This is a genomic window from Streptomyces sp. NPDC000941, assembly GCF_053599555.1.
Genome location: NZ_JBSFMM010000010.1, coordinates 54,391 through 78,175 on the forward strand (window position 1 = coordinate 54,391; position 23,785 = coordinate 78,175).

Sequence of the window (23,785 nt, forward strand, 5' to 3'; positions counted from 1 at the left end):
TTCCGTCATTCCCGGCCGCACCCGTAGGGGCCCGGCGGTGTGCTGCTCGGGCATACCGTACCCGGGACGCAGTGCCGGACCCGGCCTCGGTCGCTACTTGATACGTGACCGGTACGGCGACGTGCGGGATCGGCACCAGGACGTGACCGGGGTCACTTCTCTCCGGCGAGCACCGCCTTCATCACTTCCTTGGCGATGGGCGCGGCGAGCTTGCCGCCGGCGATGTCGTCGCGGACGGTGTCGGAGCCCTCGATGACGACCGCGACCGCGACCGGCGAGGAGCCGTCCTTGCCCTTGGCGTAGGAGATGAACCACGCGTAGGGGTTCTTGCTGTTGGCGACGCCGTGCTGGGCGGTACCGGTCTTGCCGCCGACCGTGACGCCGGGGATCTTGGCGGAGGTTCCGGTGCCGACCTGGACCACCGTCTCCATCATCTCCTGGAGCTTCTGGGCGTTGTCCTCGGAGAGCGGCGTGCTCATCTGCTCGGGCTGGGTCTGCTCGATGGTGTTCAGGTTCGGGGCGCGCAGCTTGTCGACCATGTACGGCTTCATGAGCTTGCCGTCGTTGGCGACCGCGGCGGCGATCATGGCCATCTGCAGCGGGGTGGCGCGGTTGTCGAACTGGCCGATGGCGGACAGGGCGTTGGACGGCCGGTCCATCTTCTCGGGGTAGACGCTGGCGTCGGCGCGGACGGGCGTGAACTGCTCTTTGTTGAAGCCGAACTTCTCGGCCTCCTCGCGCATCTTGTCCACCCGGAGGTCGTCACCGATCTTGCCGAAGACGGTGTTGCAGGAGTAGCGCAGGGCGACGCGGAGGCTGGCGTTCTCGCAGGGGATGTTCCCCTCGTTCTTCAGGTTCTGGGTGGACAGCGGCAGCTTCCACGGCAGCGGCGAATCGGTGGGGGCGTCGATGTCCTTGTACCGGCCGTTCTCCAGCGCCGCGGCCGCCGTGACGACCTTGAAGGTGGAGCCCGGCGGGTACGTCTGACGCAGCGCCCGGTTGAGCATCGGGTCGTCCGGGTTCTGCTTCTTGTCGAGCGCCTTCCAGGCGGCCCCGTCCTTCTTGCTCGCCCCGGCGATGGTGGAGGGGTCGTAGCTGGGGGTGCTGGCGAGCGCGAGGATCTTGCCGGTGCGCGGGTCGATCGCGGCGACGGCGCCCTTCTTGTCGCCCAGGCCCTTGAACGCGGCTTCCTGTGCCTTGGGGTTCAGGGTGGTGATGACGTCACCGCCCTTCTTCTCCTTACCGGTGAGCATGTCGACGGTCCGGTTGAAGAAGAGGCGGTCGTCGTCGCCGGTGAGGATGCCGTCCTCGAGGTTCTCGAGCTGGTTGGTGCCGTAGACCTGCGAGGCGTAGCCGGTGACCGGCGCCCACATCTCGCCGTTCTTGTAGGTGCGCTTGTACTTGTAGTCGATTCCGTTGGTCTCGACGGAGCCCGTGATGGCGTCGCCGCCCTCGACGATGATGTTGCCGCGCGCCTGGCTGTAGCGGGCGATGTCGACACGGTGGTTGTTCTTGTGGTTCTTGAGCGAGTCGGCCTGGACGTACTGGATCCAGTTGTCCCGCAGCAGCAGGGCGAAGACGAGGAGTCCGCAGAAGATCGCGATTCGGCGCAGGGGCTTGTTCACGGTCGGACCACCTGGGTCATCTCGGCGTCGGTGGACGGGGCGGGGGCCGGTGCCGGGCGGCGGGCGGTATCGCTGATCCTGATGAGGATCGCGATGAGCGCCCAGTTGGCGAGCACGGACGAGCCGCCGTAGGCGACGAACGGCATGGTCATACCGGTCAGCGGGATCAGGCCCATCACACCGCCGGCGACGACGAAGACCTGGATGGCGAAGGCCGCGGAAAGGCCGATGGCCAGCAGCTTGCCGAACGGGTCGCGGGCGGCGAGGGCGGTGCGCATACCGCGCTCCACGATCAGGCCGTACAGCAGCAGGATCGCCATGGTGCCGGCCAGGCCCAGCTCCTCGCCCACGGTGGCGAGGATGAAGTCGGAGTTGGCGGCGAACCCGATGAGGTCGGAGGCGCCCTGGCCGAGGCCGGTGCCGAACACGCCGCCGGAGCCGAAGGACATCAGCGCCTGGGCGATCTGGTCGGTCTGGGCCCAGCTGGGGCGGGGGTCCTGGTAGTAGGCGAAGGGGTGCAGCCACGCCATCACACGGACCTTGACGTGCGGTTCGACGGACGCGACGCTGACCGCGCCGACCGCCGACATCAGCAGACCGAAGACGATCCAGCTGGTGCGCTCGGTGGCCACGTACAGCATGACGACGAACATGCCGAAGAACAGCAGCGAGGTGCCCAGGTCGGTCTCGAAGACGAGGATGAGGATGCTCATCGCCCAGACGACGAGGATCGGGCCCAGGTCGCGGCCGCGCGGCAGGTACAGGCCCATGAAGCGGCGGCTGGCCAGGGCCAGGGCGTCCCGCTTGACCATCAGGTAGCCGGAGAAGAAGACCGCGATGATGATCTTCGCGAACTCGGCGGGCTGGATGGAGAAGCTGCCGACCCGGACCCAGATCCGGGCGCCGAAGACCGGCGGGAAGAAGACCGGGAGGATGAGCAGGATCAGCGCGCCGACCATGGAGATGTAGGTGTAGCGCTGGAGGATCCGGTGGTCCTTGAGGAAGATCAGTACGCCCACGAACAGCGCCACGGCCATCGCCGAGTAGATCAGCTGATTGGGGGCCGCCGCAGAGTAGATCTGGTCGATGCTCTTGGCGCGCTGGGCCAGTCGCCGGGACTGGTCGAGACGCCAGATGATCACCAGGCCGAGGCCGTTGAGCAGGGTGGCGATCGGTAGCAGCAGCGGGTCGGCGTACGGGGCGAACTTACGCACCACCAAGTGGCCCACCGCGGCGAGCAGGCCGAGGCCCAGGCCGTAGCTGAGCATGCCCGAGGGCAGCTCGTCGCTGAGGGCCAGGCCCGCGTTGGCGTACGCGAAGACCGGGACGATCACCGCGAAGACCAGCAGCGCGAGCTCGGTGTTGCGTCTGCTCGGCGGGCCGATCGTGCTGATGGTGGTCGTATTGCTGGTGCTGCTCATGGATCAACGGCCCCCTACGGCTTCACTGCTGGGCACTGCTGCACTGTGGGACCAACTTCTGCTCTTCCTCGGAGAGGGTGGGGCCGGGCTTGGGCGTGGAGCTGGACGAGGGCTTCGACGAAGGCGTGGACGACGGCGACTTCGTGTCCTTGTCGTTCGTGTTCGGCTGCTGCTGCTGACCACCCGGCGCCGGCGGCGTCGTGGCCTCGCCCGCGTTCGTCGTCAGCTCGTTGTCGGTCTGGGCCTTGCCGCCGGAGGAACCGCTCGCCTTGTCCTTGTTCTTGTCCTTGCCGTTGGTGAGGTCCTGCTGCTTCTCCTCGGCCTGGCGCTGCGCATCCGACTTCTTGCAGGCGCTGGCGAGGGTGGCCAGGTCCTTGGTCTTGTCCTTGGCCTGGTTGAGGCTGCTGACCGCGATGGTGTCCTCGACCCGGCTGCGCTGGTCCACCGGGAGGTACTTGAGTTCGATCTCACGGTGGTCCTCATGGACCTTGTTGAGCTTGATCCAGGCGAGGTCCTGGCTGATGCCCTGGTAGATCGCCACATGGTCGCCGTTGGTGCCCACGTAGTACTGCGTCTGCGTCCAGCGGTAGCCGCCGTAGAGGCCGCCGCCGACCACGGCGAGGCCCAGCGCGATGTACAGCGACCGCTTGATCCACTTCTTGCGGCCGCCCTTCTTGGCGAAGTCGCCGTCCGCGTACGTCCCGTAGCTGCCCTCGGGCGGACCGCCGAGCGACGGGTCGCCGCTCCCCGGCGGGCCGAAGCCCCCCTGGGCCTCCCCCGGCGCCACACCGCGGTTGCGCCCGAGTTCCGCGGCGCGTCCGGCGGGGGTGTGCGCTGCGCCGCCGTCCCCGAGGGGGGTCTGGTTCTCGGCGACCGCGCCCACGATGACCGGGGTGTCGTTGAGCTGCCCGGCGAGGGTGTCGCTGCCGTCGACATCGAGGACGTCGGCGACGATGCAGGTGATGTTGTCGGGGCCGCCGCCGCGCAGCGCGAGCTGGATGAGCTCCTGAATGGTCTCGTGCGGGCCCTGATAGCTGGCGAGGGTGTCCTCGAGGGTCTGGTGGCTGACCACGCCGGACAGGCCGTCGGAGCAGATCATATAGCGGTCCCCGGCCCGGACCTCCCGGATGGACAGGTCGGGCTCGACGTGGTCGCCGCTGCCCAAAGCGCGCATCAGCAGGGAGCGCTGCGGGTGGGTGCCCGCCTCCTCCTCGGTGATCCGGCCCTCGTCGACGAGGCGCTGCACCCAGGTGTGGTCCTGGGTGATCTGGGTGAGCACGCCGTCGCGCAGCAGATACGCGCGCGAGTCGCCGACGTGGACGAGGCCGAGCCGCTGGCCGGTCCACAGCAGGGCGGTGAGCGTGGTGCCCATGCCCTCCAGCTGCGGGTCCTCCTCGACCATCATGCGCAGCTGGTCATTGGCGCGCTGCACGGCGCTGCCCAGGGAGGTCAGGATGTCCGAGCCCGGGACGTCGTCGTCGAGCTGGACGAGTGTGGAGATCACTTCCGAGCTGGCGACCTCACCGGCGGCCTGGCCGCCCATGCCGTCGGCGATGGCGAGCAGCCGGGGGCCGGCATAGCCGGAGTCCTCGTTGCCCTCCCGGATCATGCCTTTGTGCGATCCGGCGGCGAAACGCAGTGACAGACTCATGCGCACCTCGCCCGTCGGCTCCGGGTACAGCCCCTTGCCAACCACGCTGCCCACCCTCCGGTCGTCATGGTCGTACTACTTCCGCAGCTCGATGACGGTCTTGCCGATACGAATCGGCGCGCCCAGCGGAATCGGTGTCGGTGTGGTGAGTCGGGTCCGGTCGAGATACGTGCCGTTGGTGGACCCGAGGTCCTCGACGATCCACTGGCCGTCGCGGTCCGGGTAGATCCTGGCATGCCGGCTCGAGGCGTAGTCGTCGTCCAGCACGATGGTCGAGTCATGGGCCCGGCCAAGGCTGATGGTCTGCCCCTGGAGGGCGACGGTGGTGCCCGCGAGCGTGCCCTCGGAGACGACCAGCTTGGTGGGGGCGCCACGGCGGCCGCGGCTGCCGCCCCGGCCGGCCGGCTGCTGGCGCTGTGGCGGAGGCGTCGCCGCCTGCCGCTGCTGCGGCCGGTCGGGGGCGCCGCGCCGCGCCGAACCGCGCTGCGTCACGCGGGTCCCGAACAGGTCGCTACGGATGACCTGGACGGCCACGATGACGAACAGCCACAGTACGGCGAGGAAACCCAACCGCATGACCGTGAGGGTCAGCTCTGACATTGCCCCCGCTTCACCCTTCGGCTTGCCGGTAAACGATGGTGGTACTGCCCACGACGATGCGCGAGCCGTCGCGGAGCGTAGCGCGTGTGGTGTGCTGTCCGTCTACCACGATGCCGTTGGTCGACCCCAGATCCTGGACGGTCGGGGGCGATCCGACCCGGATCTCGCAGTGTCTGCGCGAGACGCCGGGGTCGTCGATCCGTACGTCGGCGTCGGTGCTCCGGCCCAGGACCAGGGTGGGCCGGGAGATCTGGTGGCGGGTGCCGTTGATCTCGATCCACCGGCGGGTCTGCCCGTGCGGCTGCGCACCGACGCCGGGACCGCCCGCGCGGGGCGCGGAGCGGGCGCCGGACGGCGGGGCGGGGGGCATGGGGGGTGCGCCCGAGGGCTGCGGCGGATAGCCGTAGCCGCTGCTGGGGCGCTGCTGGGGCGCCGCTGGGGCGCTGCGGGCCCCCTGCGGGCCCTGGGACTCGCTGGACGCCAGGGTGCGGCTGCGCACGCGGTACAGGCCGGTGTCGAGGTCGTCGGCCTTCTGCAGATGGACCTTGATGGCGCCCATGAACGTGTAGCGCTGCTGCTTGGCGTAGTCGCGCACCATGCCCGCGAGCTCATCGCCGAGCTGGCCCGAGTACGGGCTCAGCCGCTCGTAGTCGGGCGCGCTCAGTTCGACGATGAAGTCGTTGGGGACGACGGTCCGGTCGCGGTTCCAGATGCTGGCGTTGTTGTCACACTCACGCTGGAGCGCGCCCGCGATCTCGACGGGTTGGACCTCTGACTTGAACACCTTGGCGAAGGTGCCGTTCACGAGACCCTCGAGACGCTGCTCGAAGCGCTTCAGTACTCCCACGGGGCACCTCCTTCCTCAGTCGTGCTCAGTGTCGTCCTCATACTGCTTACTGATCGTATCCACGCGTCGGGAAATCGGGTGGTTCCCCTTCCTGGCCCTGCGGAGCAGTGTCACCTCTCACAGGGATCGTAGAGGTGCCTTCATGACAGTGTCCCGCAACCGGGTCGCTATCCGGTCGGGCGGGTGCTGGGGCGTCGGTAACGCGTGTGAATCCACCCTGGACGGCGTGCTAATGTTCTGGATGTCGGAAGGCGCACCGCATAGATCGGCTGAACCGGAAGGTTCGGTTCGGAAATCGGCGGTGATTCGGTCGGCAGCACCCATGCGCGGGTGGCGGAATAGGCAGACGCGCTGGATTCAGGTTCCAGTGCCCGAAAGGGCGTGGGGGTTCAACTCCCCCCTCGCGCACCAGTCGGAGCGGGTCTCTCCTGTGTGACGAAAGTCGCGCCGGAGGGGCCCGTTTCGCGTTTGGGTGCGCTGTTTCGGGCGCGCCATTTCGGGTGGGTGGGTTTCGGCGCGCGGGTTTTGGCGTGTCTCTTCCCCTGTGCCGCAGGTCACGGCGGTTTCGGTGAACCGGCCCGGTGGTGCATGCGTACACCCCGATGCCGGCTCCAGGACGGCCGCGAGTGGGGCCTCCCCCGCTGCGCGCTGTCGCAGCCCTCGCGGTGCGTGGCGGCGCCGGCATACGGGGGAGGCCCTGGGGGCCCGCCGGGCGGTCGGGCCGGGCCGACGGGTGGTGGGGTGGCGGTGCGGTACCCGGTACGGGTCAGGCGGCGAGGCGGGCGGTGACGGTCTTGGCCTTGGCGGCCGCCTCCTCGTGGGCCTGCGCCTTGGAGGCGTCGGAGAGGTCGACCAGGTCGGCCATGGCCGGGTTGGTGCGGGCCAGGGTCAGCTCCGGGACGATGAACTCGACGTCCAGGGAGAGCATTTCGGTCAGCGTCTTGCCCAGGTAGTTGAGGACGAATTCAAAGCTCTCGCGCGGGGTGCCGGGGCCGTAGCCGCCGCCACGGCTGGCGACGACGATCGTCGGGGTGCCCGACGTGGTGGACGGCTGGGCCATCGCTGTACGGCCCGCGATGATCACGTGGTCCAGCCAGGCCTTGAGGGAGGAGGGGATCGTGAAGTTGTACATCGGGGCGCCGATCACAACCGCGTCGGCCCGCTCCAGCTCGGAGGCCAGGCTGTCCCGCAGGGCGAAGGCGGCCTCGAGCTCCGGAGTGCGCTGCTCGGCGGGGGTGAAGCCCGCGGCGGCGGCGAGGCCGTCCAGGTGCGGCAGGGGCTCGGCGGCCAGGTCGCGGTAGATGACCGTGCCGTCGGGGTGCTGGGCCTCCCACTCCTTGCGGAAGGTGGCTGTGACGGCACGGGAGGCGGAGGCGTCGGCAGGGAAGAGGGAGCTGTCGATGTGCAGAAGCGTGGGCATGAGGACCTTCCGATAACGGGGCTCGGCGTCGGGGCGGCTTGGTGGCCGGCCCGGCGGTAAGCGCGAAAAATTTCTACGTAGCTATGAATAGCATAGGAACTTACTTTTCTGCAGTATAGGTTGAAGTGGCAGTACGCTGTGCTCCATGGCGGGTGGCGGCGGGCGCGCGGAGCACGACGAGAAGACGTGCATGAAGGTCGACGGGACGATGACCCGCGTCTTCGAACTGCTCGGCAAGCGGTGGACCGGGCTCATCGTGACCGTCCTGATGACGCGGCCCGCGTACTTCGCCGAGCTGCGGCGGGCCATCCCGAAGATCAGCGAGCGCATGCTGACCGACCGGCTCACAGAGCTGGTGGCGGCGGGGCTGGCGCTGCGGGAGGTCGACGCGGGGCCGCCGTTGCGGGTCACCTACCGGCTGACGGAGAGCGGCAGGGCGCTGGAGCCCGCGCTGAGCGAGCTGGCTCGGTGGGCGGAGCGGTACATGGCCGAGGACGAGGAGTGCCGGTAGCCGGCCCTCGCCTTCTGAGCGGGTTCTGAGCAGGGCGTTCGCGGCGGTCGGCGAGGTTATCCACAGGCCGTGACGGGTTTTCGCGGCGGGCTGTACGGTCATGGCAGTCGAAGTCTTCGGGCCTGCGTCCGGGGCCGGTTGCCGGTCTGGCCGTCGGTCTGGTCGTCGGTCTCGTCGTCTTCGACGTCTTCGATATCTGCGACATGGCCGGTGGTTGTGCCGGCGGGGAAGTGGGGGGCGCGTGTTGAACGGGGGGCGCGTGATGACGGACGGCGAGCGCGGCGAGGAGGCGGTGCGGCGGCTGCCGCATGTCCCGGGGTTCGCCCAGTGGCCGGGGAGCGGTGCGGCCCGGCAGGAAGGGAAGGCGCTGCGGGAGCGGGTGCCCCGCTCGGCCCATCGCGAGCTGCCGCGGGGCGTGGGGCGGCCGGACGCGGTGGAGGCGGTCGAGCGGTCCAACGCCGGGCGGCTGCCGGAGCTCATCCCGATCCGGGTCGGGCGAATGGCCGCCTCCCCCTTCTCCTTTCTGCGCGGGGCGGCCGGGCTGATGGGCCACGATCTGGCGGCCACGCCGGTGACCGGCGTCGGCGCGCAGCTCTGCGGGGACGCCCACGGCGCCAACTTCGGTCTGTACGGGGACGCCCGCGGCGGCCTGGTCATCGATCTCAACGACTTCGACGAGACCATCCACGGCCCGTGGGAGTGGGATGTGAAGCGGCTCGCCGCCTCGCTGGTGCTGGCCGGGCGGGAGGCGGGAGCGGACGAGGACATCTGCCGGGCGGCGGCCCATGACACGGTGGGCTCCTACCGGCGCACGCTGCGGCTGCTGTCGAAGCTGCCCGCCGCCGACGCGTGGAACGCGATCGCGGACGAGGAGTTGGTCTCGCACGCGGACGCCAAGGACCTGGTCGGCACATTGCAGCGGGTCTCGGAGAAGGCGCGGCGGAACACGAGCGCGCGGTTCGCCGCCAGGTCGACGGAGGCCGTGCCGGACGGGGAGAGTCCGTCCGGGCGGCCGGTGGCGCGGCGCTTCGTGGACGCGCCGCCGGTGCTGCGGCAGGTGCCGGACGCGGAGGCGGCGGCCGTGGCGTCGGCGCTGGGCGAGTATCTGGGGACGCTGCCGGAGGACCGGCTGCCGCTGCTGGCCCGTTATGCGGTGCACGATGTGGCGTTCCGGGTGGTGGGCACCGGAAGCGTGGGGACGCGGTCGTATGTGGTGCTGCTGCTCGACCACCGAGGTGAGCCGATGGTGCTGCAGATCAAGGAGGCGCGGCCGTCCGCGCTGCTGCCGTATGTGCGGCAGGCCGGCTTCGAGGTGCCCGCCGTCGCGCATGAGGGGCGGCGGGTGGTCCTCGGCCAGAAGCGGATGCAGGTGGTCAGCGACATCCTGCTGGGCTGGGCCACGGTCCAGGGGCGCCCCTATCAGGTGCGGCAGTTCCGCAACCGGAAGGGAAGCGTGGACCCGGTGGCGCTGGCGGCCGACCAGCTGGACGACTACGGGCGGATGACGGGCGCGCTGCTGGCGCGGGCGCATGCGCACAGCGTGGACCCGCGGCTGCTGTCGGGGTACTGCGGAAAGGGGGACGAGCTGGACGAGGCGGTCGCCGAGTTCGCGGTGGCGTACGCGGACCGCACGGAGGAGGACCATGCGCGGCTTCTCGCCGCGGTGCGGGGCGGGCGGATAGCGGCCGAGTTGGGGGTGTGACACCTCCCCGGCCCGATTGCCGCCGGACGTAGGGTGAGCGGGTGACGAACCCGGAAGCGCAGCAGCAGGCCCGGCAGCCGGTGCCGGAGGCAGAGCCCCAGGCTGAATCGCACGAGCGATCACACACCCGGCCCGAAGCCCGATCAGAGGAGCCGTCGGAGTCGGCGGCGGGTGTGCCGTCGGACGCGGGCACGGACGCGGAGCCAGGCACGGACGCGGCGGCGGACGCGCATGCGGAGGCCGAGGCGGCGGCGGACGCGGAAGCCACCGCGCGGCTTGAGCGAGCGGTGCGGGCGGCGGAGCAGGCGCTGATCGAGTTCGAGATCGCGGTGGAGACCTTCCGCATCGAGGTCGAGAACTTCTCCCGGCTGCACCACCAGCGGCTCGGGCCGATGTACTCCCGCCTCGACGAGCTGGACGCGCTGATCGCCGAGGCGGTGGCGGCGCGCACAGGTGACCCCGAGGACATCCGCAAGGCGCGGGAGGCGCGGGGGCTGGTGCTGCCGATGCCGCAGGTCGAGGAGCTGTTCCACGGCTGGCTCGACTCCGACGGGCTGTCACCCGAGGGGGCCGCCATGCTCACCGAGCAGCCGGTGCAGCCGCCGCCACGGGTGCGGCCGAGCGAGGAGGCGCGCCGCATCTACCGGGAGCTGGCCCGCAAGGCGCATCCGGACCTGGCGGAGGACGGAGCCGAGCGGGAGCGGCGCGGCGAGTTCATCGTGCGGGTCAACGCGGCGTACGCGGCCGGGGACGAGGAGCGGCTGCAGGCGCTGGCCGAGGAGTGGGCGGCCGGTCCGCCGCCGCCCGAGCGCCGGTGGAGCCGCAGCGAGGAACTGTACGCCCGGCTGGAGTGGCTGGCCGCGCGGAAGGAGATGCTGGCCCAGGTCGCCGCCGAGCTGGAGTCCGGCGCGATCGGCGCGATGATCAAGATGGCGCCGGAGGACCCCGATGGGCTGCTCGACGAGATCGCCGAGCAGCTGCTGACCAAGGTCGCCGAGAAGGAGAATCAGCTGGCGGAGCTCGTGCGGTAGTAGGTTTCCCTCAGCTGCCAGGTCGTGTGAGAGGTGTATGTGATGGGATTTGCCCCGCTTCCCGAGGTGGAGGTCGCGGCGGTGCCGGCCGATGGGTTCCTGCTGGATGTGCGGGAGGACGACGAGTGGGCCGCAGGGCACGCCGAGGACGCCCTGCATATCCCCATGGGGCAGATCGTGGCCCGGTTCGGTGAGCTGACCGAGGCGCTGGGCGATGGCGGACGGGTGCATGTGGTGTGCCGGGTCGGCGGGCGGTCGGCGCAGGTGACGCAGTATCTGGTCGCCCAGGGTCTGGACGCGGTGAATGTGGACGGCGGCATGCTCGCCTGGCAGGCGGCGGGCCGCCCGCTGGTGAGCGGGCGGGGCGCCACGGCCGACGGGGCCTTTGTGCTCTAGTCGGGCGCCCGGGCAGGGCCTAGCCGAGCGGGTGGGCGGCAAGTAGGTCGCCCAGTGCCTCCTCGTGGGCGGCGGCGGGGCCGAGGGACAGCTCCAGCTGTTTGGCCCAGGCGTGGTAGCGGTGCAGCGGATAGTCGGTCGCCGCGCCGAAGCCGCCGTGCAGATGCTGTGCGGTCTGGACGACGCGGCGCACCCCCTCGGCGGCCCAGATCTTGGCCACGGCGACATCCCCCGCGACGGGCAGCGCCCCGGGCGTGGCCGGGGCGCCCTCGCGGTCCGTGGCCAGCCGCCAGGCGGCCTGCCACAGCGTGGCCTCCATCGCGCGCAGATCGATATAGCGGTCGGCGGCCTGGACGGCGACCGCTTGGAAGGTGGCGAGCGGGAAGCCGAACTGCTCGCGCTCGCTGGTGTAGGAGCTGGTCAGGGTGAGCACCGCTTCGCCGAGGCCCAGCGCGAGCGCGCAGATGCCGGTGGTGAGGAGATGGCGCAGCCACTCCCAGGCGCCGTCCGCCGTCAGCACCTCGGAGCCGTCCAGCCGTACGGAGTCCAGGCGGATCTCGGCGAGCCGTTCGCCACTGGTGGAGATCTGCGGGCTGAGGGTGACACCGGTGCGGTCGTGGGGGACCAGCGCGAGAAGCGTCCGGCCCGCTTCGGTGTGGGCGGGGATGAGGATGCGGTCGGCGCTGTGGGCCCAGGGCACGGCGGTCTGAGCGCCGTCGAGGACCCAGGGGCCGCCGTCGCCGCCCGCGCCACTGGCGGCGTCCGCACCGTCGGCGTGGCATGCCTGTACGGCGAGTTCGGCCGCGTCGTGGCCGGTGCGGCCGTGGGGCGCGACGGTCAGCACGAGCTCGCCCCGGCCGACGCCGGGCAGCACGGCGGCGCGCAGCTCCTCCCCGCCGTACCGCTGGACGGCGAGTGCGGCAGCGGTGGACTCCAGCAGCGGCACACGGGCCAGGACCCGGCCGGCCTCGCGCAGCACCAGGCACAGGGCGATGGGGTCAAGGCCGGCTCCGCCGTACCGCGGGTCCAGGAGGAGTCCGAGCAGATCGGCGTCGGCGGCCTTGCCCCACAGCCGGCGGTCGAGGTCGTCGGCGACGGCGCCGGGCGTGAGCGCGGGGCTTGGCACCCCGTCCGGCGAGGCGGAGGAGAAGACCGCCTTCGCCGCCTCGGCGGCCGCCTGCTGCTCCTCGGTGAAGGTGAAGTCCACTGTCCGTCCTCCCGCGCCATGGCTTGGTCTGACGGCCCGTCAAGATAGAACAGGTTCTACAAGAAGGGAACGCCCGCGCAAGCCCGCCCTTTCGGGGACGCCGACCACCCGGTCGGGGCGCGCCGCGGCGGTTCAGCGGTCGAAGTCCAGCTCCACGCGCTCGTCGACCGGGTGCGACTGACAGGACAGCACATAACCGGCCGCCACCTCGTCCGGCTCCAGCGCGAAGTTCCGGTCCATCCGTACCTCGCCCGAGACCAGGAACGCCCGGCAGGTCCCGCAGACCCCGCCCTTGCAGGCGTATGGCGCGTCCGGGCGGTTGCGCTCCACGGCCGCCAGCAGCGATTCGCCCTCCCGCACCGGCCAGGTGCCCGACCGGCCGTCCAGGGTCGCCGTCACCATGGAGCGGGCCGGGGCCGCGGCCGGGCTCGGCCCCGCGAGGACGGCCTCGCTGTCCCCGGCGTCCACATGGAAGATCTCCTGGTGGATGCGGCGGCGGGCGACCCCGAGGGCGCGCAGCGCCCGCTCGGCGCCGCGCACCATCCCGTACGGCCCGCACAGGAACCAGCCGTCCACCGACTCCATCGGCAGCAGCGCCGGCAGCAGCCCGGTCAGCCGCTCCTCGTCGAGCCGTCCGGAGACCGGCCCGGCCTGCCGCTCCTCCCGGGAGAGGACGCTCACCAGCTGGAACCGGCCGGGCCAGCGGTCCTTCAGATCGGCGACCTCCTCCAGGAACATCGTGGAGGCGGTGGTGCGGTCACTACGGATCAAGGAGAAGCGGGCCCGGGGCTCGCGGGCGAGCAGCGTCGCCGCGATGGACAGAACGGGGGTGATGCCGCTGCCGCCGACCACGGCGGCGAAGTGGCCGGGCCTGGGGTCCAGTACGAACCGGCCGGCCGGGGCCATCACCTCCATGACCTCGCCGACCGCCAGCTCCTTGAGGGCATACGTCGAGAACTCGCCGCCCTCGACCAGCCGCACCCCGACCCGCAGGGCCGAGGGCCCCTCGGGGGCCGGGGCCGGTGTGCAGATCGAGTAGGTCCGCCGTATCTGGGCGCCGTCGGCGAACCGCCGCACCGCGATGTGCTGCCCCGGAGAGAAGCGGAAGGTCTCGCGCAGCGCGGGCGGGACCTGGAGGGTGACGGCGACCGAGTCGTCGGTGAGCCGGTCGACCGCGATCACCCGCAGTGGATGGAAGGCGCCATGGCGGGGCACGGGCGCCGCCACGCCTTCGGCGGCCATCACAACTCCTTGAAGTGGTCGAAGGGTTCGCGGCAGGTCTCGCAGCGGCGCAGCGCCTTGCAGGAGGTGGAGGAGAAGCGGCTGAGCAGCTTGGTGTCGGTCGATCCGCAGTGCGGGCAGCGCACCGTCAGGTCGACGGCGACGGGCCCGCCCGCGGCGCGGGGGCCGGGCGGTGCGATGCCGGACTCGGCCAGCTTGCGGCGGCCTTCCGCGCTGATCTCGTCCGTCGACCAGGGCGGGGAGAGGACGGTGCGGACCGTCACCTCGGGTATGCCGTGGTCGTGCAGCACCTGTTCGACATCGGCGGCCATCGACTCCAGCGCGGGACAGCCGGTGTAGGTGGGGGTCAGCTCGACCTCGACCCGGCCCGGCGCCATGACGCGCAGCGCGCGCAGCACCCCGAGCTCGGCCAGGCTCACCATGGGCAGCTCCGGATCCGGCACGGCACCCGCCAGCTCGCGCAGCCGGGTCTCGAGCGGGGTCGCGGGCGCGGGCGTCACCATGACGCCCCCGGGTGGCTGCGGTGCAGATGCTGCATTTCGGCCAGCATCCGGCCGAACGGCTCGGTGTGGACGCCCTGCCGCCCGGCGCCGGCCGCCCAGGCGCCGCGCCGCGGGCCCTCGGGCACGGCCAGGGTGGCCCGGTCCAGCACGGCCGTGATCCGCGCCAGCCACTCGTCGTGCAGGGCGGTCCAGTCCACCTCGCACCCCTCGACCGGCTCGAACAGCTCGCCGGTGAACCGCCACAGCGACTCCAGGCCGCGCCGTATCCGCTCATGGCTCTCGGCGGTGCCGTCGCCCAGCCGCAGGGTCCAGTGCTCGGCGTGGTCGCGGTGGTAGGCGACCTCCTTGACCGCCTTGGCGGCCAGCGGGGCGAAGGGGCCGTCACCCCGCGCCAGCCGGTCGTACAGCAGCTGCTGATAGGTGGAGAAGTACAGCTGGCGGGCGATGGTGTGGGCGAAGTCGCCATTGAGCTGCTCGACGAGCTGGACATTGCGGAAGGCGCGCTCCTCCCGCAGATAGGCCAGCTCGTCCTCGTCGCCCGCCAGGGAGAGCAGCACCCGCGCCTGCCCGAGCAGGTCCAGGGCGATATTGGCGAGGGCGACCTCCTCCTCCAGCACCGGGGCGTGCCCCGCCCACTCCCCCAGCCGGTGGGAGAGCACCAGGGCGTCGTCGCCGAGGGCGAGTGCGGCGGCGGTCACAGGTGCCGCACCCCCTCGGGGATCTCGTAGAAGGTCGGATGGCGGTAGGGCTTGTCGGCGGCCGGCTCGAAGAACGGATCCTTCTCGTCCGGCGAGGAGGCGGTGATCCGGTCGGACGGCACGACCCAGATGGAGACGCCCTCGGAGCGCCGCGTATACAGATCGCGGGCGCTGCGCAGGGCCATCTCGGCGTCCGGCGCGTGCAGGCTGCCGGCGTGGGTGTGGGACAGGCCGCGCCTGCCGCGCACGAACACTTCCCACAGGGGCCACTCACCGCTGGTGCCGTCGCTCATGCTCCGGCCTCTCCGTGCTTGGCCGCATACGCCGCGGCCGCCTCGCGCACCCAGGCGCCTTCCTCATGGGCCCGCCGCCGCTGGGAGATGCGCTGGGTGTTGCACGGCCCGTTTCCCCGGAGCACTTCGCGGAACTCCTCCCAGTCGATCGGCCCGAAGTCGTAGTGGCCCCGGTCCTCGTTCCACCTCAGGTCGGGGTCGGGGAGGGCCAGGCCGAGCGCTTCGGCCTGCGGGACGCAGATGTCGACGAAGCGCTGGCGGAGCTCGTCGTTCGAATGGCGCTTGATCTTCCAGGCCATGGACTGGGCGGAGTGGGCCGATGCCTCGTCGGGCGGGCCGAACATCATCAGCGAGGGCCACCACCAGCGGTCCACGGCGTCCTGCGCCATCGCGCGCTGTGCCTCGGTGCCGCGGCTCAGGCTCAGCAGCAGCTCGAATCCCTGGCGCTGGTGGAAGGACTCCTCTTTGCAGATCCGGACCATCGCCCGTGCGTACGGCCCATAGGAGCAGCGGCACAGCGGCACCTGGTTGGTGATCGCCGCGCCGTCGACCAGCCAGCCGATCGCGCCCACATCGGCCCAGGTGAGGGTGGGGTAGTTGAAGATCGAGGAGTACTTCTGGCGGCCGGAGTGGAGCTTGTCGAGCAGCTCGTCGCGGCTGGTGCCCAGTGTCTCGGCGGCGCTGTAGAGATACAGGCCGTGTCCCGCCTCGTCCTGGACCTTCGCCATGAGGATGGCCTTGCGGCGCAGCGAGGGCGCCCGGCTGATCCAGTTGGCCTCCGGCTGCATGCCGATGATCTCGGAGTGTGCGTGCTGGGCTATCTGTCTCACCAGCGAGGCGCGGTATGCGTCGGGCATCCAGTCGCGGGGCTCGATGCGCTCGTCCGTGGCCAGGGCGGCGTCGAACACTGTCTGATACGCCTCCGCGTCAGCCGCCATCGTCGTCATGCGAAGCCCCTTCGCCGTCCCCGCCGGGCTGTCGCCCGCGCCCGACCGACCGATCGTTCGGTTCAATGGTGTGCCGGGGGAACGTGGGGTGTCAAGCCTGTGGATAACTCCGGGGCGCTGTGCCCTGCGCGCGCTCATCGGTACCGTTCCGGGGCGTAAGGGCCGCGGAAAGCGCGGAAGGCACGGAGAGTGCAGTGTGCGGCGCGCGGCCGGGGACCACGGGATCGGGGCGGGAATGGTGGAGACGGGGCAGGTCATAGGGAAAGGAGAGAAAGGGGAGAGAGGGGAGCAGGGGGAGGAAGGAGAGCAAGAAGCGGGGGAGACGAGAGCGGGGAGCCTGCTGTCGCTGCCCTCGCAGCTCGTCGTGGCCGTGGGCCTCGCGGTGACCGTGGCCGCCGTGGCCGTCCACCTCGGGATGGCCTTCCTGAACGTCTCCCCGGCCAACACGGTCAGTAAGCAGCACAGCGAGGCGATAGACGACTACATATATCCAGAATTCGAACGGAACTGGAAGCTCTTCGCCCCCAACCCCCTCCAGCAGAACATCGCCGTCCAGGTACGCGCCGAGATCCGCACCCCCGAGGGCGGCACCGCGACCACCGGGTGGCGAGACCTGTCGGCCCAGGACGGCGCGGCCATCAGGCACAATCCGCTGCCCAGCCACACCCAGCAGAACCAGCTGCGCCGCGCCTGGGACTTCTACCTTCTCTCGCATGACGCCCAGGAGCGGCCGAACGGGCTGCGCGGACAGCTCTCGGCGCAGTATCTGCGGCGGCTCGCGATACTCCGCCTGGGCCTGAAGCAGGACGGCGGCACGGTGCAGCGGATCCAGCTGCGTTCGCTCACCCGGCAGTTGGCCGCCCCGTCGTGGAGTGAAGAGAAGATCGACACCCGTCCCATCCGCCGGGAGCTGCCCTGGTGGCCGGTCACCGCCGCCGACCTGCCGGAGGCGAAGCGCCGGTGACGACCCCAGCCCTCCCGCCGCAGCCGCCGCTGCCCCCGCCCCCTCCCCGCCCTTCCCTGCCCCCGGCGGCGCCCCGCGCCAAGGCCGCCGCCCGCGTCGAGGCCACCATCATCCGGGCCTACGGCCGCGTCACCGGATCGGCGCTCGGCCCGTACCAGACCGCCGTGGTGCGGATCGGCTTCTCCTTCACCTGGCTGCTGTTCCTGCTGCGCGAATGGCCCCACCGCCAGGAGCTGTACGGGCCCGAGGGCCCGTGGAGCTGGGAGATGGCCCATCAGCTCATCGAGGGCAACGGCGCCTTCAGCGCGCTCATGTGGTCCGACAGCGGCCTGTGGTTCGACACCGTCTACGCCCTCGCCGTCGTCTCCAGTGTGCTGCTCCTGCTCGGCTGGCGGACCCGCACCATGTCCGTGCTGTTCATGCTCGGCGTGATCTCCCTGCAGAACCGCAGCGTCTTCGTGGGGGACGGCGGCGACAACATCATCCACCTGGTGGCGATGTATCTGACGCTGACCCGGTGCGGGCGGGTGTGGTCCCTGGACGCCCGCCGCGCGGCGCGGCGCGGGCCCGGGGCGCCGGAGCCGCGCGACACCACCGGAATCGTGCTGTGGACGCTGACCGGGTTGGCCCTGCTGTGGGCGCAGCTGAACCCCTCGGCCCGTCTCGACTGGTCGTCCTACGGCCCGCTGCCCGGCGTCGGCTGGGGCATGGCGCTGTGGGGGGTGTGGGCGGCGCACGGCGCCTGGTGGCTCGTCCGGCGCTACGCACCCGGTGAGCCGCGCACTCTCCTGGACATCCTCGCCAACCTCGTGCACAACGGCGCGGTGCTGGTGATCATGGGCGAGGTCTGTCTGCTGTACGCCTCCGCCGGCTGGTACAAGGTCCAGGGCTCGCGCTGGCAGGACGGCACCGCGCTCTACTACCCGCTGCACCTGGACTACTTCTCGCCCTGGCCCGCGCTGGCCGATGTGCTGGCCGGCAGCGGCCTTGTGGTCATGGTGCTCACCTACGGCACGGTCATCGTGCAGGTCGCCTTCCCCTTCACGCTGCTGAACCGGCGGGTCAAGAACGTGATGCTCGTCCTGCTGGTGCTGGAGCACATCGGGATCGCGGTGCTGCTGGGGCTGCCCTTCTTCTCCCTGGCCATGATCGCGGCGGATGCGATCTTCCTCCCGACGAACTTTCTGCGCTGGGTCGGGAGGCGGGCGAACAAGGTCCGCGACCGCGTCCGGGCGCAGACGGTCCGGCTGCCGCGCCAGCGGACGGAGGAGAGCGTCGAGGGCCGACCGTAGGCTGTGGGCATGGGTGACGACGAGGCCGTGACGGCCGTGCGGCGGTGGCATGAGGCCGCTGAGGGGACCGTGCTGCTGGATGGCTTCCATGCGCTGAAGCACGCGCTCCGGTTCGGCGCGGAGGTGCGGATCGCGGTCACGAGCGACAAGGCCGCCGCGCTCGCTCTCGCGGACGACCTGGCCGGGGATCTGACCGCGGTGATCGAGGAGCGCCTGGTCGAGGTGTCGGCCAAGACGCTGCGCGACCTTGTGCCGAGGGCCCATCCGACGCAGGTGGCCGCGCTGGCGGTCAGACGCGATCGGCGGGGGAATCTGGACGAGCTGGCGGGGCCGTCCAGATCGGCGCCGGTCGTGGTGCTGGACAACCCGCGCAACCTGGGGAACGTGGGGGCCGTGGTGCGGCTCGCCGCCGGGTTCGGGGTCGCGGGGGTGGTCACCACCGGCGATATCGACCCCTGGCATCCGAACGCGGTCCGGTCGGGTGCGGGGCTGCACTTCGCCACCGCCGTGGAGCGGCTGGCGAGCGACGACCTTCCGCCGGGGCCGCTGTACGCCCTGGATCCGGAGGGGGAGGACATCCGGTCCGTGGCGATCCCCGATGACGCGCTGCTCGCGTTCGGATCCGAGCGGCATGGGATCTCGCCGGAGGTGCGGAAGCGGGCCACCAGGCTGGTGGCCCTCCCCATGCGGCCTCAGGTGTCCAGCTACAACCTGGCCACCAGCGTGGCCATGGCGCTGTTCCACTGGGGAGGGCCGGCCCAGACCCCGCCGGCCCAGCCCAGGTGAGCGGCTGAGCCGGCGCCGCGGAGGGCACCGGAGGCGCCGCGGCGCTACAGCGGGCGGCGGACCTCGACCATGCGGAAGCGGGAGGCCACGAACGCCCCGTCGCACAAGGTGGCGTTGGCCGAAGGGTTGCCGCCCGCGCCGTGGAAGTCCGAGAAGGCAGCCGTCTGGTTGACGTAGATCCCACCGGTCAGATTCAGCGACAGCTGGGCGCACTCCTCCAGACATGCCTCCTCGATCAGCCGCTCCGCGTCCGGGGAGGTGGTGTACGCCCCGACGGTCATCGCGCCCTTGTCGCGGATGGTGCGGCGCAGCAGGTCGACCGCGTCCGCCGTGGAGTCCATGGCGACGGCGAAGGACACCGGGCCGAAGCATTCGGAGAGGTAGGGCGCTTCCGCGTCGGCCGCCTCCCAGAACTTCCGGGCGCCGTCGGCCTTGACGATCACGGGGGTGCGGACCGTGGCGTCGGGGAAGTCGGGGTGGGTCACCGAGCGGGAGGCAAGGGCGGTCGCGCCGAGGCCGGGGGCGGCCTCGAGCCGCTCCTTGACCCCGGGGTTCACGATCGCGCCGAGCAGGGCGCTCGCCCGCGCGTCGTCGCCCAGCAGCCGCTCGACGGCCGCCGCCAGATCGGCGACCACCTCGTCGTACGACTTGGGGCCGGCGTCCGTGGCGATGCCGTCCCGGGGGATCAGCAGGTTCTGCGGGGTGGTGCACATCTGGCCGCAGTACAGGGACAGGGAGAAGGCCAGATTGTCCAGCATGCCCTGGTAGTCATCGGTGGAGTCGATCACGACCGTGTTGACCCCGGCCTTCTCGGTGAAGACCTGGGCCTGGCGGGCATGGGTCTCCAGCCAGTCGCCGAAGGCGGTGGAGCCCGTGTAGTCGATGACGCGGATCTCGGGGCGCACGGCGAGCACCTTGGCCAGGCCCTCGTCCTGCTGCTCGGCGGCCAGGGCCATCAGATTGGGGTCGAAGCCGGCCTCCCGCAGCACCTCGCGCGCCACCCGGACGGTCAGGGCCAGCGGCAGCACGGCCCGGGGGTGCGGCTTGACCAATACCGCGTTTCCCGTGGCAAGGGAGGCGAACAGGCCGGGGTAGCCGTTCCACGTCGGGAACGTGTTGCACCCGATGACCAGGGCGATGCCGCGGGGGACGGCCGTGAAGGTCTTGCGCAGCCGCAGCGGATCGCGCTTGCCCTGCGGCTTGGTCCACTCGGCCGCGGCGGGGGTGCGCGTCTGCTCCGCGAAGGCATAGGCCACCGCCTCCAGACCGCGGTCCTGGGCGTGCGGCCCGCCGGCCTGGAACGCCATCAGATACGCCTGCCCGCTGGTGTGCATGACGGTATGGGCGAACTCATGGGAGCGGGCGCTGATCCGGGCCAGGATCTCCAGGCAGACCATGGCGCGCGCCTCGGGACCCGCGTCCCGCCAGGTAGGCATCCCGGCCCGCATCGCCGGGAGCAGCACCTCGATGTCCGGGTGCGGATACTCCACCCCCAGCTCGATGCCGTACGGCGAGGTCTCGGTGGCGGTCCAGCCGTCCGCGCCGGGCTGGTCCAGCTCGAAGCGCCGACCGCGGAGCTCGTCGAAGGCCGCCTGGCCCTCGGCGGGGCTCAGGCTCTCCCGCCCGCTCGCGTCGGCCCCTCCGTAAGCCTTTGGATGCTCGGGGTGCGGCGACCAGTACGCACGGGTACGGATGGCCTCCAGAGCCTGGTCGAGGGTGGGGCGGTGCTGCTCGGTCAACTGCGCTGTGGTGAGTCCGGCGGTCACGACTGACCAACTCCTCGTCGAGCTGGGATTGAGCTGAGCGGGAGACGACGGCCTGGCCGTCAGAGTTAGAGTAACCGAACGATCGGTCGGGACAAGAGGGCCTGGCGCACCTGTGGATAACTTCGTCCGAGAGGATCAGCGGCATGACTGCGATCGACCGGAGGATCGAACCCGCCGGCACCGTCGCCGTGGTCGGCACCGGCACCATGGGCCAGGGAATCGCGCAGGTCGCGCTGGTCGCCGGGCACCCCGTACGGCTCTACGACGCCGCTCCCGGCCGCGCCGCGCAGGCCGCCGACGCCATCGCCGCCCGCCTCGAGCGGCTGGTCGACAAGGGGCGGCTCGCGCCCGCCGTGCGGGACGCCGCCCTGGGCCGGCTCACCCCGGTCACCGGGCTCGCCGGGCTCGCGGACGCGGAGCTGGCCATCGAGGCGATCCTGGAGGACCTGGGCGCCAAGCAGCAGTTGTTCACCGCCCTCGAATCGGTCGTCTCCGACGACTGTCTGCTCGCTACCAACACCTCCTCCCTGTCCGTCACCGCCGTCGCGGGCGCCCTGCGCCGCCCCGGCCGCCTCCTGGGCCTGCACTTCTTCAACCCCGCACCGCTGCTGCCGCTGGTCGAGGTGGTCCGCGGCTTCGCGACGGACGAGGCCGCCGCCGACCGGGCGTACGAGACCGTCGCGGCCTGGGGCAAGACCCCGGTGCGCTGCGCCGACACCCCCGGCTTCATCGTCAATCGGATCGCCCGCCCCTTTTACGCCGAGGCCCTTCGCGTCCACGAGGAGGGCGCCGCCGACCCGGCCACCGTCGATGCCGTGCTGCGCGATTGCGGCGGGTTCGCGATGGGCCCGTTCGAGCTGACCGACCTGATCGGACAGGACGTGAACGAGGCCGTCACCCGGTCGGTGTGGGACGCGATGTTCCACGATCCGAAGTTCACCCCGTCCCTCGCCCAGCGGCGGCTCGTCGACGCGGGCCTGTACGGGCGTAAAGCGGGCCGGGGCTGGTACGACTACGCCGAGGGCGCGCCGCCCCCGAAGCCGTACACCGCCGAGCCGTGCCGGGCCCCGGAAAAGGTCGTGGTCCACAGGGGCCGGCCGGGGTCGGGATCGGGGCCGGCGGGGGAGCTGCCGCGGCTGATCGAGGAGGCGGGGATCACGGTCACCTGGGAGGACCCGGCCGCCGACGCCCCGCCCGGAGGCTTCATCGCCCTGCCCGACGGCACCCGCCTGGCTCTCACCGACGGCTCGTCGGCCACCGCCGGTTCCCCCGTCCCGTGCATCCGGTTCGACCTGGCGCTGGACTACCGCACCGCCACCCGGATGGCCCTCGCCCCCGGTGAAACCGTCTCTCCCGAAGCCGTGCGGGCCGCGACCGGGCTCTTCCAGGCGCTCGGGAAGCAGGTCAGCGTGATCCAGGACGTCCCCGGCATGATCGTGGCCCGTACGGTCGCGATGCTCGCCGACTTCGCCATGGACGCCGCCGCGCGCCGGGTGGCGAGTCCGGAGGACATCGACACCGCGATGCGGCTGGGTGTGAACTACCCTGTCGGGCCGCTGCGTTGGGGGAGCGAGCTCGGTGCGCGCTGGGTGCGCGACATCCTGTTGAATCTTCACCAGGCCTATCCCACCGGTCGTTATGCCCCGTCCCAATCGCTGATGCGGCGCGCGGCCGCCGAAGAAGAACAGTTCTCATCATGACGATGCCGAAGCGCGACACCTACACCCCCGAATCGCTGCTCGCGGTCGCCGTGGAGGTGTTCAACGAACGCGGCTACGACGGCACCTCCATGGAGCACCTTTCGCGCGCCGCCGGGATCTCCAAGTCGTCGATCTACCACCACGTCAAAGGCAAGGAAGAGCTGCTGCGGCTGGCCATAAGCCGCGCCCTCGACGGGCTGTTCGGCATCCTCCAGGAGCCGGAGGCGCGCGACGGGCGGGCGGTCGAGCGGCTGGAGCATGTGACCCGGCGCACCACCGAGGTGCTGATGGGGGAGCTGCCGTACGTCACCCTGCTGCTGCGCGTGCGCGGGAACACGGACACCGAGCGGTGGGCCATGGCACGGCGGCGGGATTTCGACCATGAGGTCGCCGAACTGGTCAAACAGGCCGTGGCGGACGGCGACCTGCGGCCGGACGTGGACGCCCGGCTGGCGACCCGGCTGCTCTTCGGCATGATCAATTCGATTGTGGAGTGGTACCGGCCGGGCCGGGGCGGAGCCGCGACCGCGGACGAGGTGGCCGACGCGGTGGTCCGTACGGCGTTCGCGGGGCTGCGCGTCTGAGGCCCGCCCCCGGGGGCACCTCTCAGCGGTAGCCGGGGGAGAACCGAGCCTCAAAAGAGATCGGAGTCGAGGTCGGTCTCCTCGAAGACCAGCAGCGTCCGCGTGCTCAGCACCTCGGGTATGGCCTGGATACGGGTGAGGACCAGCTCGCGCAGTGAGCGGTTGTCCTCGGTGTGGACCAGCAGCAGCACATCGAAGTCCCCGCTGACCAGGGCGATATGAGCGGCGCCCGGAAGCTGCCTGAGCTGTTCGCGGACCGTGCGCCACGAGTTCTGCACGATCTTCAACGTGATGTACGCCGACGCGCCCTGCCCGGCCCGCTCCTGGTCCACCCGGGCGCTGAAACCGCGGATCACCCCGTCGTCGATGAGGCGGTTGATGCGGGCGTAGGCATTGGCGCGCGAGACGTGCACCCGCTCGGCCACGGAGCGTATCGAGGCGCGGCCGTCCGCCCGGAGCATGCGCACGATGTCGCGGTCGATCGAGTCCAGTGGACGGGCGGGAGGTTTGTCGTCCGGATTGGCCATCTGTTCGCCCGGCATACCGCGCCGCCTCCCCTTCATGGACGTCCTGGCCACATCTCATGTCCTGCTGAACCG

General features: G+C 71.1%; 23 protein-coding genes and 1 tRNA gene. 10 read left to right on the plus strand and 14 right to left on the minus strand.

Annotation, left to right across the window (positions count from 1 at the left end):
* Positions 1–152 precede the first annotated feature (152 nt).
* From ACWDSL_RS06030 to ACWDSL_RS06050, 5 genes are all read right to left on the minus strand, one after another.
* Complete coding sequence (locus ACWDSL_RS06030) at positions 153–1,625, minus strand: peptidoglycan D,D-transpeptidase FtsI family protein (RefSeq protein WP_450482142.1); 1,473 nt, start codon at positions 1,623–1,625, stop codon at positions 153–155.
* Positions 1,622–3,046 carry an FtsW/RodA/SpoVE family cell cycle protein gene (locus ACWDSL_RS06035; RefSeq protein ID WP_450482144.1) on the minus strand — a complete coding sequence of 475 codons (1,425 nt, stop codon included), beginning with the start codon at positions 3,044–3,046 and terminating at the stop codon, positions 1,622–1,624. The genes ACWDSL_RS06030 and ACWDSL_RS06035 overlap by 4 nt, the downstream gene beginning before the upstream one ends.
* Positions 3,047–3,068: 22 nt before the next feature.
* A complete protein-coding gene (locus ACWDSL_RS06040) occupies positions 3,069–4,697 on the minus strand; it encodes a PP2C family protein-serine/threonine phosphatase (protein WP_450482234.1) in 1,629 nt (542 codons plus the stop codon).
* A 75-nt stretch (positions 4,698–4,772) separates the two neighbouring features.
* Entirely contained in the window at positions 4,773–5,297 is a 525-nt protein-coding gene (locus tag ACWDSL_RS06045) for an FHA domain-containing protein FhaB/FipA (protein WP_450482146.1), read from the minus strand.
* Between the two features lie 10 nt (positions 5,298–5,307).
* Positions 5,308–6,144: an FhaA domain-containing protein gene (locus ACWDSL_RS06050; protein WP_450482148.1), complete on the minus strand. Its 837-nt coding sequence runs from the start codon at positions 6,142–6,144 to the stop codon at positions 5,308–5,310.
* Between the two features lie 324 nt (positions 6,145–6,468).
* Here ACWDSL_RS06050 and ACWDSL_RS06055 point away from each other — a divergent pair.
* Positions 6,469–6,555: transfer RNA gene (locus ACWDSL_RS06055), tRNA-Leu, on the plus strand.
* A gap of 355 nt (positions 6,556–6,910) precedes the next feature.
* Here ACWDSL_RS06055 and ACWDSL_RS06060 read toward each other — a convergent pair.
* Entirely contained in the window at positions 6,911–7,564 is a 654-nt protein-coding gene (locus tag ACWDSL_RS06060) for an FMN-dependent NADH-azoreductase (RefSeq protein ID WP_450482150.1), read from the minus strand.
* A 145-nt stretch (positions 7,565–7,709) separates the two neighbouring features.
* On the opposite strand from ACWDSL_RS06060, the gene ACWDSL_RS06065 reads away from it, so the two are divergent.
* The 4 genes from ACWDSL_RS06065 (at position 7,710) to ACWDSL_RS06080 (ending at position 11,204) form a co-directional block, all read left to right on the plus strand.
* Positions 7,710–8,075, plus strand: coding sequence for a winged helix-turn-helix transcriptional regulator (locus tag ACWDSL_RS06065; RefSeq protein ID WP_385617219.1), 366 nt, complete (start codon positions 7,710–7,712; stop codon positions 8,073–8,075).
* Between the two features lie 262 nt (positions 8,076–8,337).
* Positions 8,338–9,777, plus strand: a complete 1,440-nt coding sequence (locus tag ACWDSL_RS06070; protein ID WP_450482153.1) for a DUF2252 domain-containing protein — start codon at positions 8,338–8,340, stop codon at positions 9,775–9,777.
* Positions 9,778–9,950: 173 nt separating this feature from the next.
* Positions 9,951–10,808 carry a hypothetical protein gene (locus ACWDSL_RS06075; protein ID WP_450482236.1) on the plus strand — a complete coding sequence of 286 codons (858 nt, stop codon included), beginning with the start codon at positions 9,951–9,953 and terminating at the stop codon, positions 10,806–10,808.
* Positions 10,809–10,850: 42 nt separating this feature from the next.
* Entirely contained in the window at positions 10,851–11,204 is a 354-nt protein-coding gene (locus tag ACWDSL_RS06080) for a rhodanese-like domain-containing protein (protein ID WP_450482155.1), read from the plus strand.
* 19 nt (positions 11,205–11,223) lie between these two features.
* Here the strand turns inward: ACWDSL_RS06080 and ACWDSL_RS06085 are convergent, their stop codons facing one another.
* From ACWDSL_RS06085 to paaA, 6 genes are all read right to left on the minus strand, one after another.
* Positions 11,224–12,411 carry an acyl-CoA dehydrogenase family protein gene (locus tag ACWDSL_RS06085; protein WP_450482157.1) on the minus strand — a complete coding sequence of 396 codons (1,188 nt, stop codon included), beginning with the start codon at positions 12,409–12,411 and terminating at the stop codon, positions 11,224–11,226.
* Positions 12,412–12,543: 132 nt separating this feature from the next.
* Positions 12,544–13,653, minus strand: coding sequence for a 2Fe-2S iron-sulfur cluster-binding protein (locus ACWDSL_RS06090; protein WP_450482159.1), 1,110 nt, complete (start codon positions 13,651–13,653; stop codon positions 12,544–12,546).
* Positions 13,653–14,156, minus strand: a complete 504-nt coding sequence (gene paaD, locus ACWDSL_RS06095) for a 1,2-phenylacetyl-CoA epoxidase subunit PaaD (protein WP_089507439.1) — start codon at positions 14,154–14,156, stop codon at positions 13,653–13,655. Before paaD ends, ACWDSL_RS06090 begins: the two co-directional genes overlap by 1 nt.
* On the minus strand, positions 14,150–14,854 hold the full coding sequence (gene paaC / locus ACWDSL_RS06100; protein ID WP_450482162.1) for a 1,2-phenylacetyl-CoA epoxidase subunit PaaC: 705 nt from the start codon (positions 14,852–14,854) through the stop codon (positions 14,150–14,152). The genes paaD and paaC overlap by 7 nt, the downstream gene beginning before the upstream one ends.
* The gene (gene paaB / locus ACWDSL_RS06105) at positions 14,851–15,147 is read right to left on the minus strand and encodes a 1,2-phenylacetyl-CoA epoxidase subunit PaaB (protein WP_450482164.1); all 297 of its coding nucleotides are present in this window, start codon (positions 15,145–15,147) and stop codon (positions 14,851–14,853) included. The genes paaC and paaB overlap by 4 nt, the downstream gene beginning before the upstream one ends.
* Positions 15,144–16,094 carry a 1,2-phenylacetyl-CoA epoxidase subunit PaaA gene (gene paaA / locus ACWDSL_RS06110; RefSeq protein WP_450482166.1) on the minus strand — a complete coding sequence of 317 codons (951 nt, stop codon included), beginning with the start codon at positions 16,092–16,094 and terminating at the stop codon, positions 15,144–15,146. The genes paaB and paaA overlap by 4 nt, the downstream gene beginning before the upstream one ends.
* 235 nt (positions 16,095–16,329) lie before the next feature.
* Here paaA and ACWDSL_RS06115 point away from each other — a divergent pair, with 235 nt between their 5' ends.
* Genes ACWDSL_RS06115 through ACWDSL_RS06125 form a run of 3 tightly spaced genes read left to right on the plus strand, consistent with a single transcriptional unit; the run spans position 16,330 to position 19,136 of the window.
* Positions 16,330–17,058: a DUF5819 family protein gene (locus ACWDSL_RS06115; protein WP_450482238.1), complete on the plus strand. Its 729-nt coding sequence runs from the start codon at positions 16,330–16,332 to the stop codon at positions 17,056–17,058.
* Positions 17,055–18,350 carry an HTTM domain-containing protein gene (locus tag ACWDSL_RS06120; RefSeq protein WP_450482168.1) on the plus strand — a complete coding sequence of 432 codons (1,296 nt, stop codon included), beginning with the start codon at positions 17,055–17,057 and terminating at the stop codon, positions 18,348–18,350. The genes ACWDSL_RS06115 and ACWDSL_RS06120 overlap by 4 nt, the downstream gene beginning before the upstream one ends.
* Before the next feature lie 9 nt (positions 18,351–18,359).
* Entirely contained in the window at positions 18,360–19,136 is a 777-nt protein-coding gene (locus ACWDSL_RS06125; RefSeq protein ID WP_450482170.1) for a TrmH family RNA methyltransferase, read from the plus strand.
* A 44-nt stretch (positions 19,137–19,180) separates the two neighbouring features.
* On the opposite strand, the gene paaN is transcribed toward ACWDSL_RS06125, so the two are convergent.
* Positions 19,181–20,902, minus strand: a complete 1,722-nt coding sequence (gene paaN, locus ACWDSL_RS06130) for a phenylacetic acid degradation protein PaaN (protein ID WP_450482172.1) — start codon at positions 20,900–20,902, stop codon at positions 19,181–19,183.
* Between the two features lie 143 nt (positions 20,903–21,045).
* Between paaN and ACWDSL_RS06135 the strand changes: the two genes are divergently transcribed.
* The gene (locus ACWDSL_RS06135) at positions 21,046–22,602 is read left to right on the plus strand and encodes a 3-hydroxyacyl-CoA dehydrogenase (RefSeq protein WP_450482174.1); all 1,557 of its coding nucleotides are present in this window, start codon (positions 21,046–21,048) and stop codon (positions 22,600–22,602) included.
* On the plus strand, positions 22,599–23,186 hold the full coding sequence (locus ACWDSL_RS06140; protein ID WP_450482176.1) for a TetR/AcrR family transcriptional regulator: 588 nt from the start codon (positions 22,599–22,601) through the stop codon (positions 23,184–23,186). The genes ACWDSL_RS06135 and ACWDSL_RS06140 overlap by 4 nt, the downstream gene beginning before the upstream one ends.
* A 50-nt stretch (positions 23,187–23,236) precedes the next feature.
* Here ACWDSL_RS06140 and ACWDSL_RS06145 read toward each other — a convergent pair whose 3' ends face one another.
* Complete coding sequence (locus ACWDSL_RS06145; protein WP_089507452.1) at positions 23,237–23,728, minus strand: Lrp/AsnC family transcriptional regulator; 492 nt, start codon at positions 23,726–23,728, stop codon at positions 23,237–23,239.
* Positions 23,729–23,785: the final 57 nt, after the last annotated feature.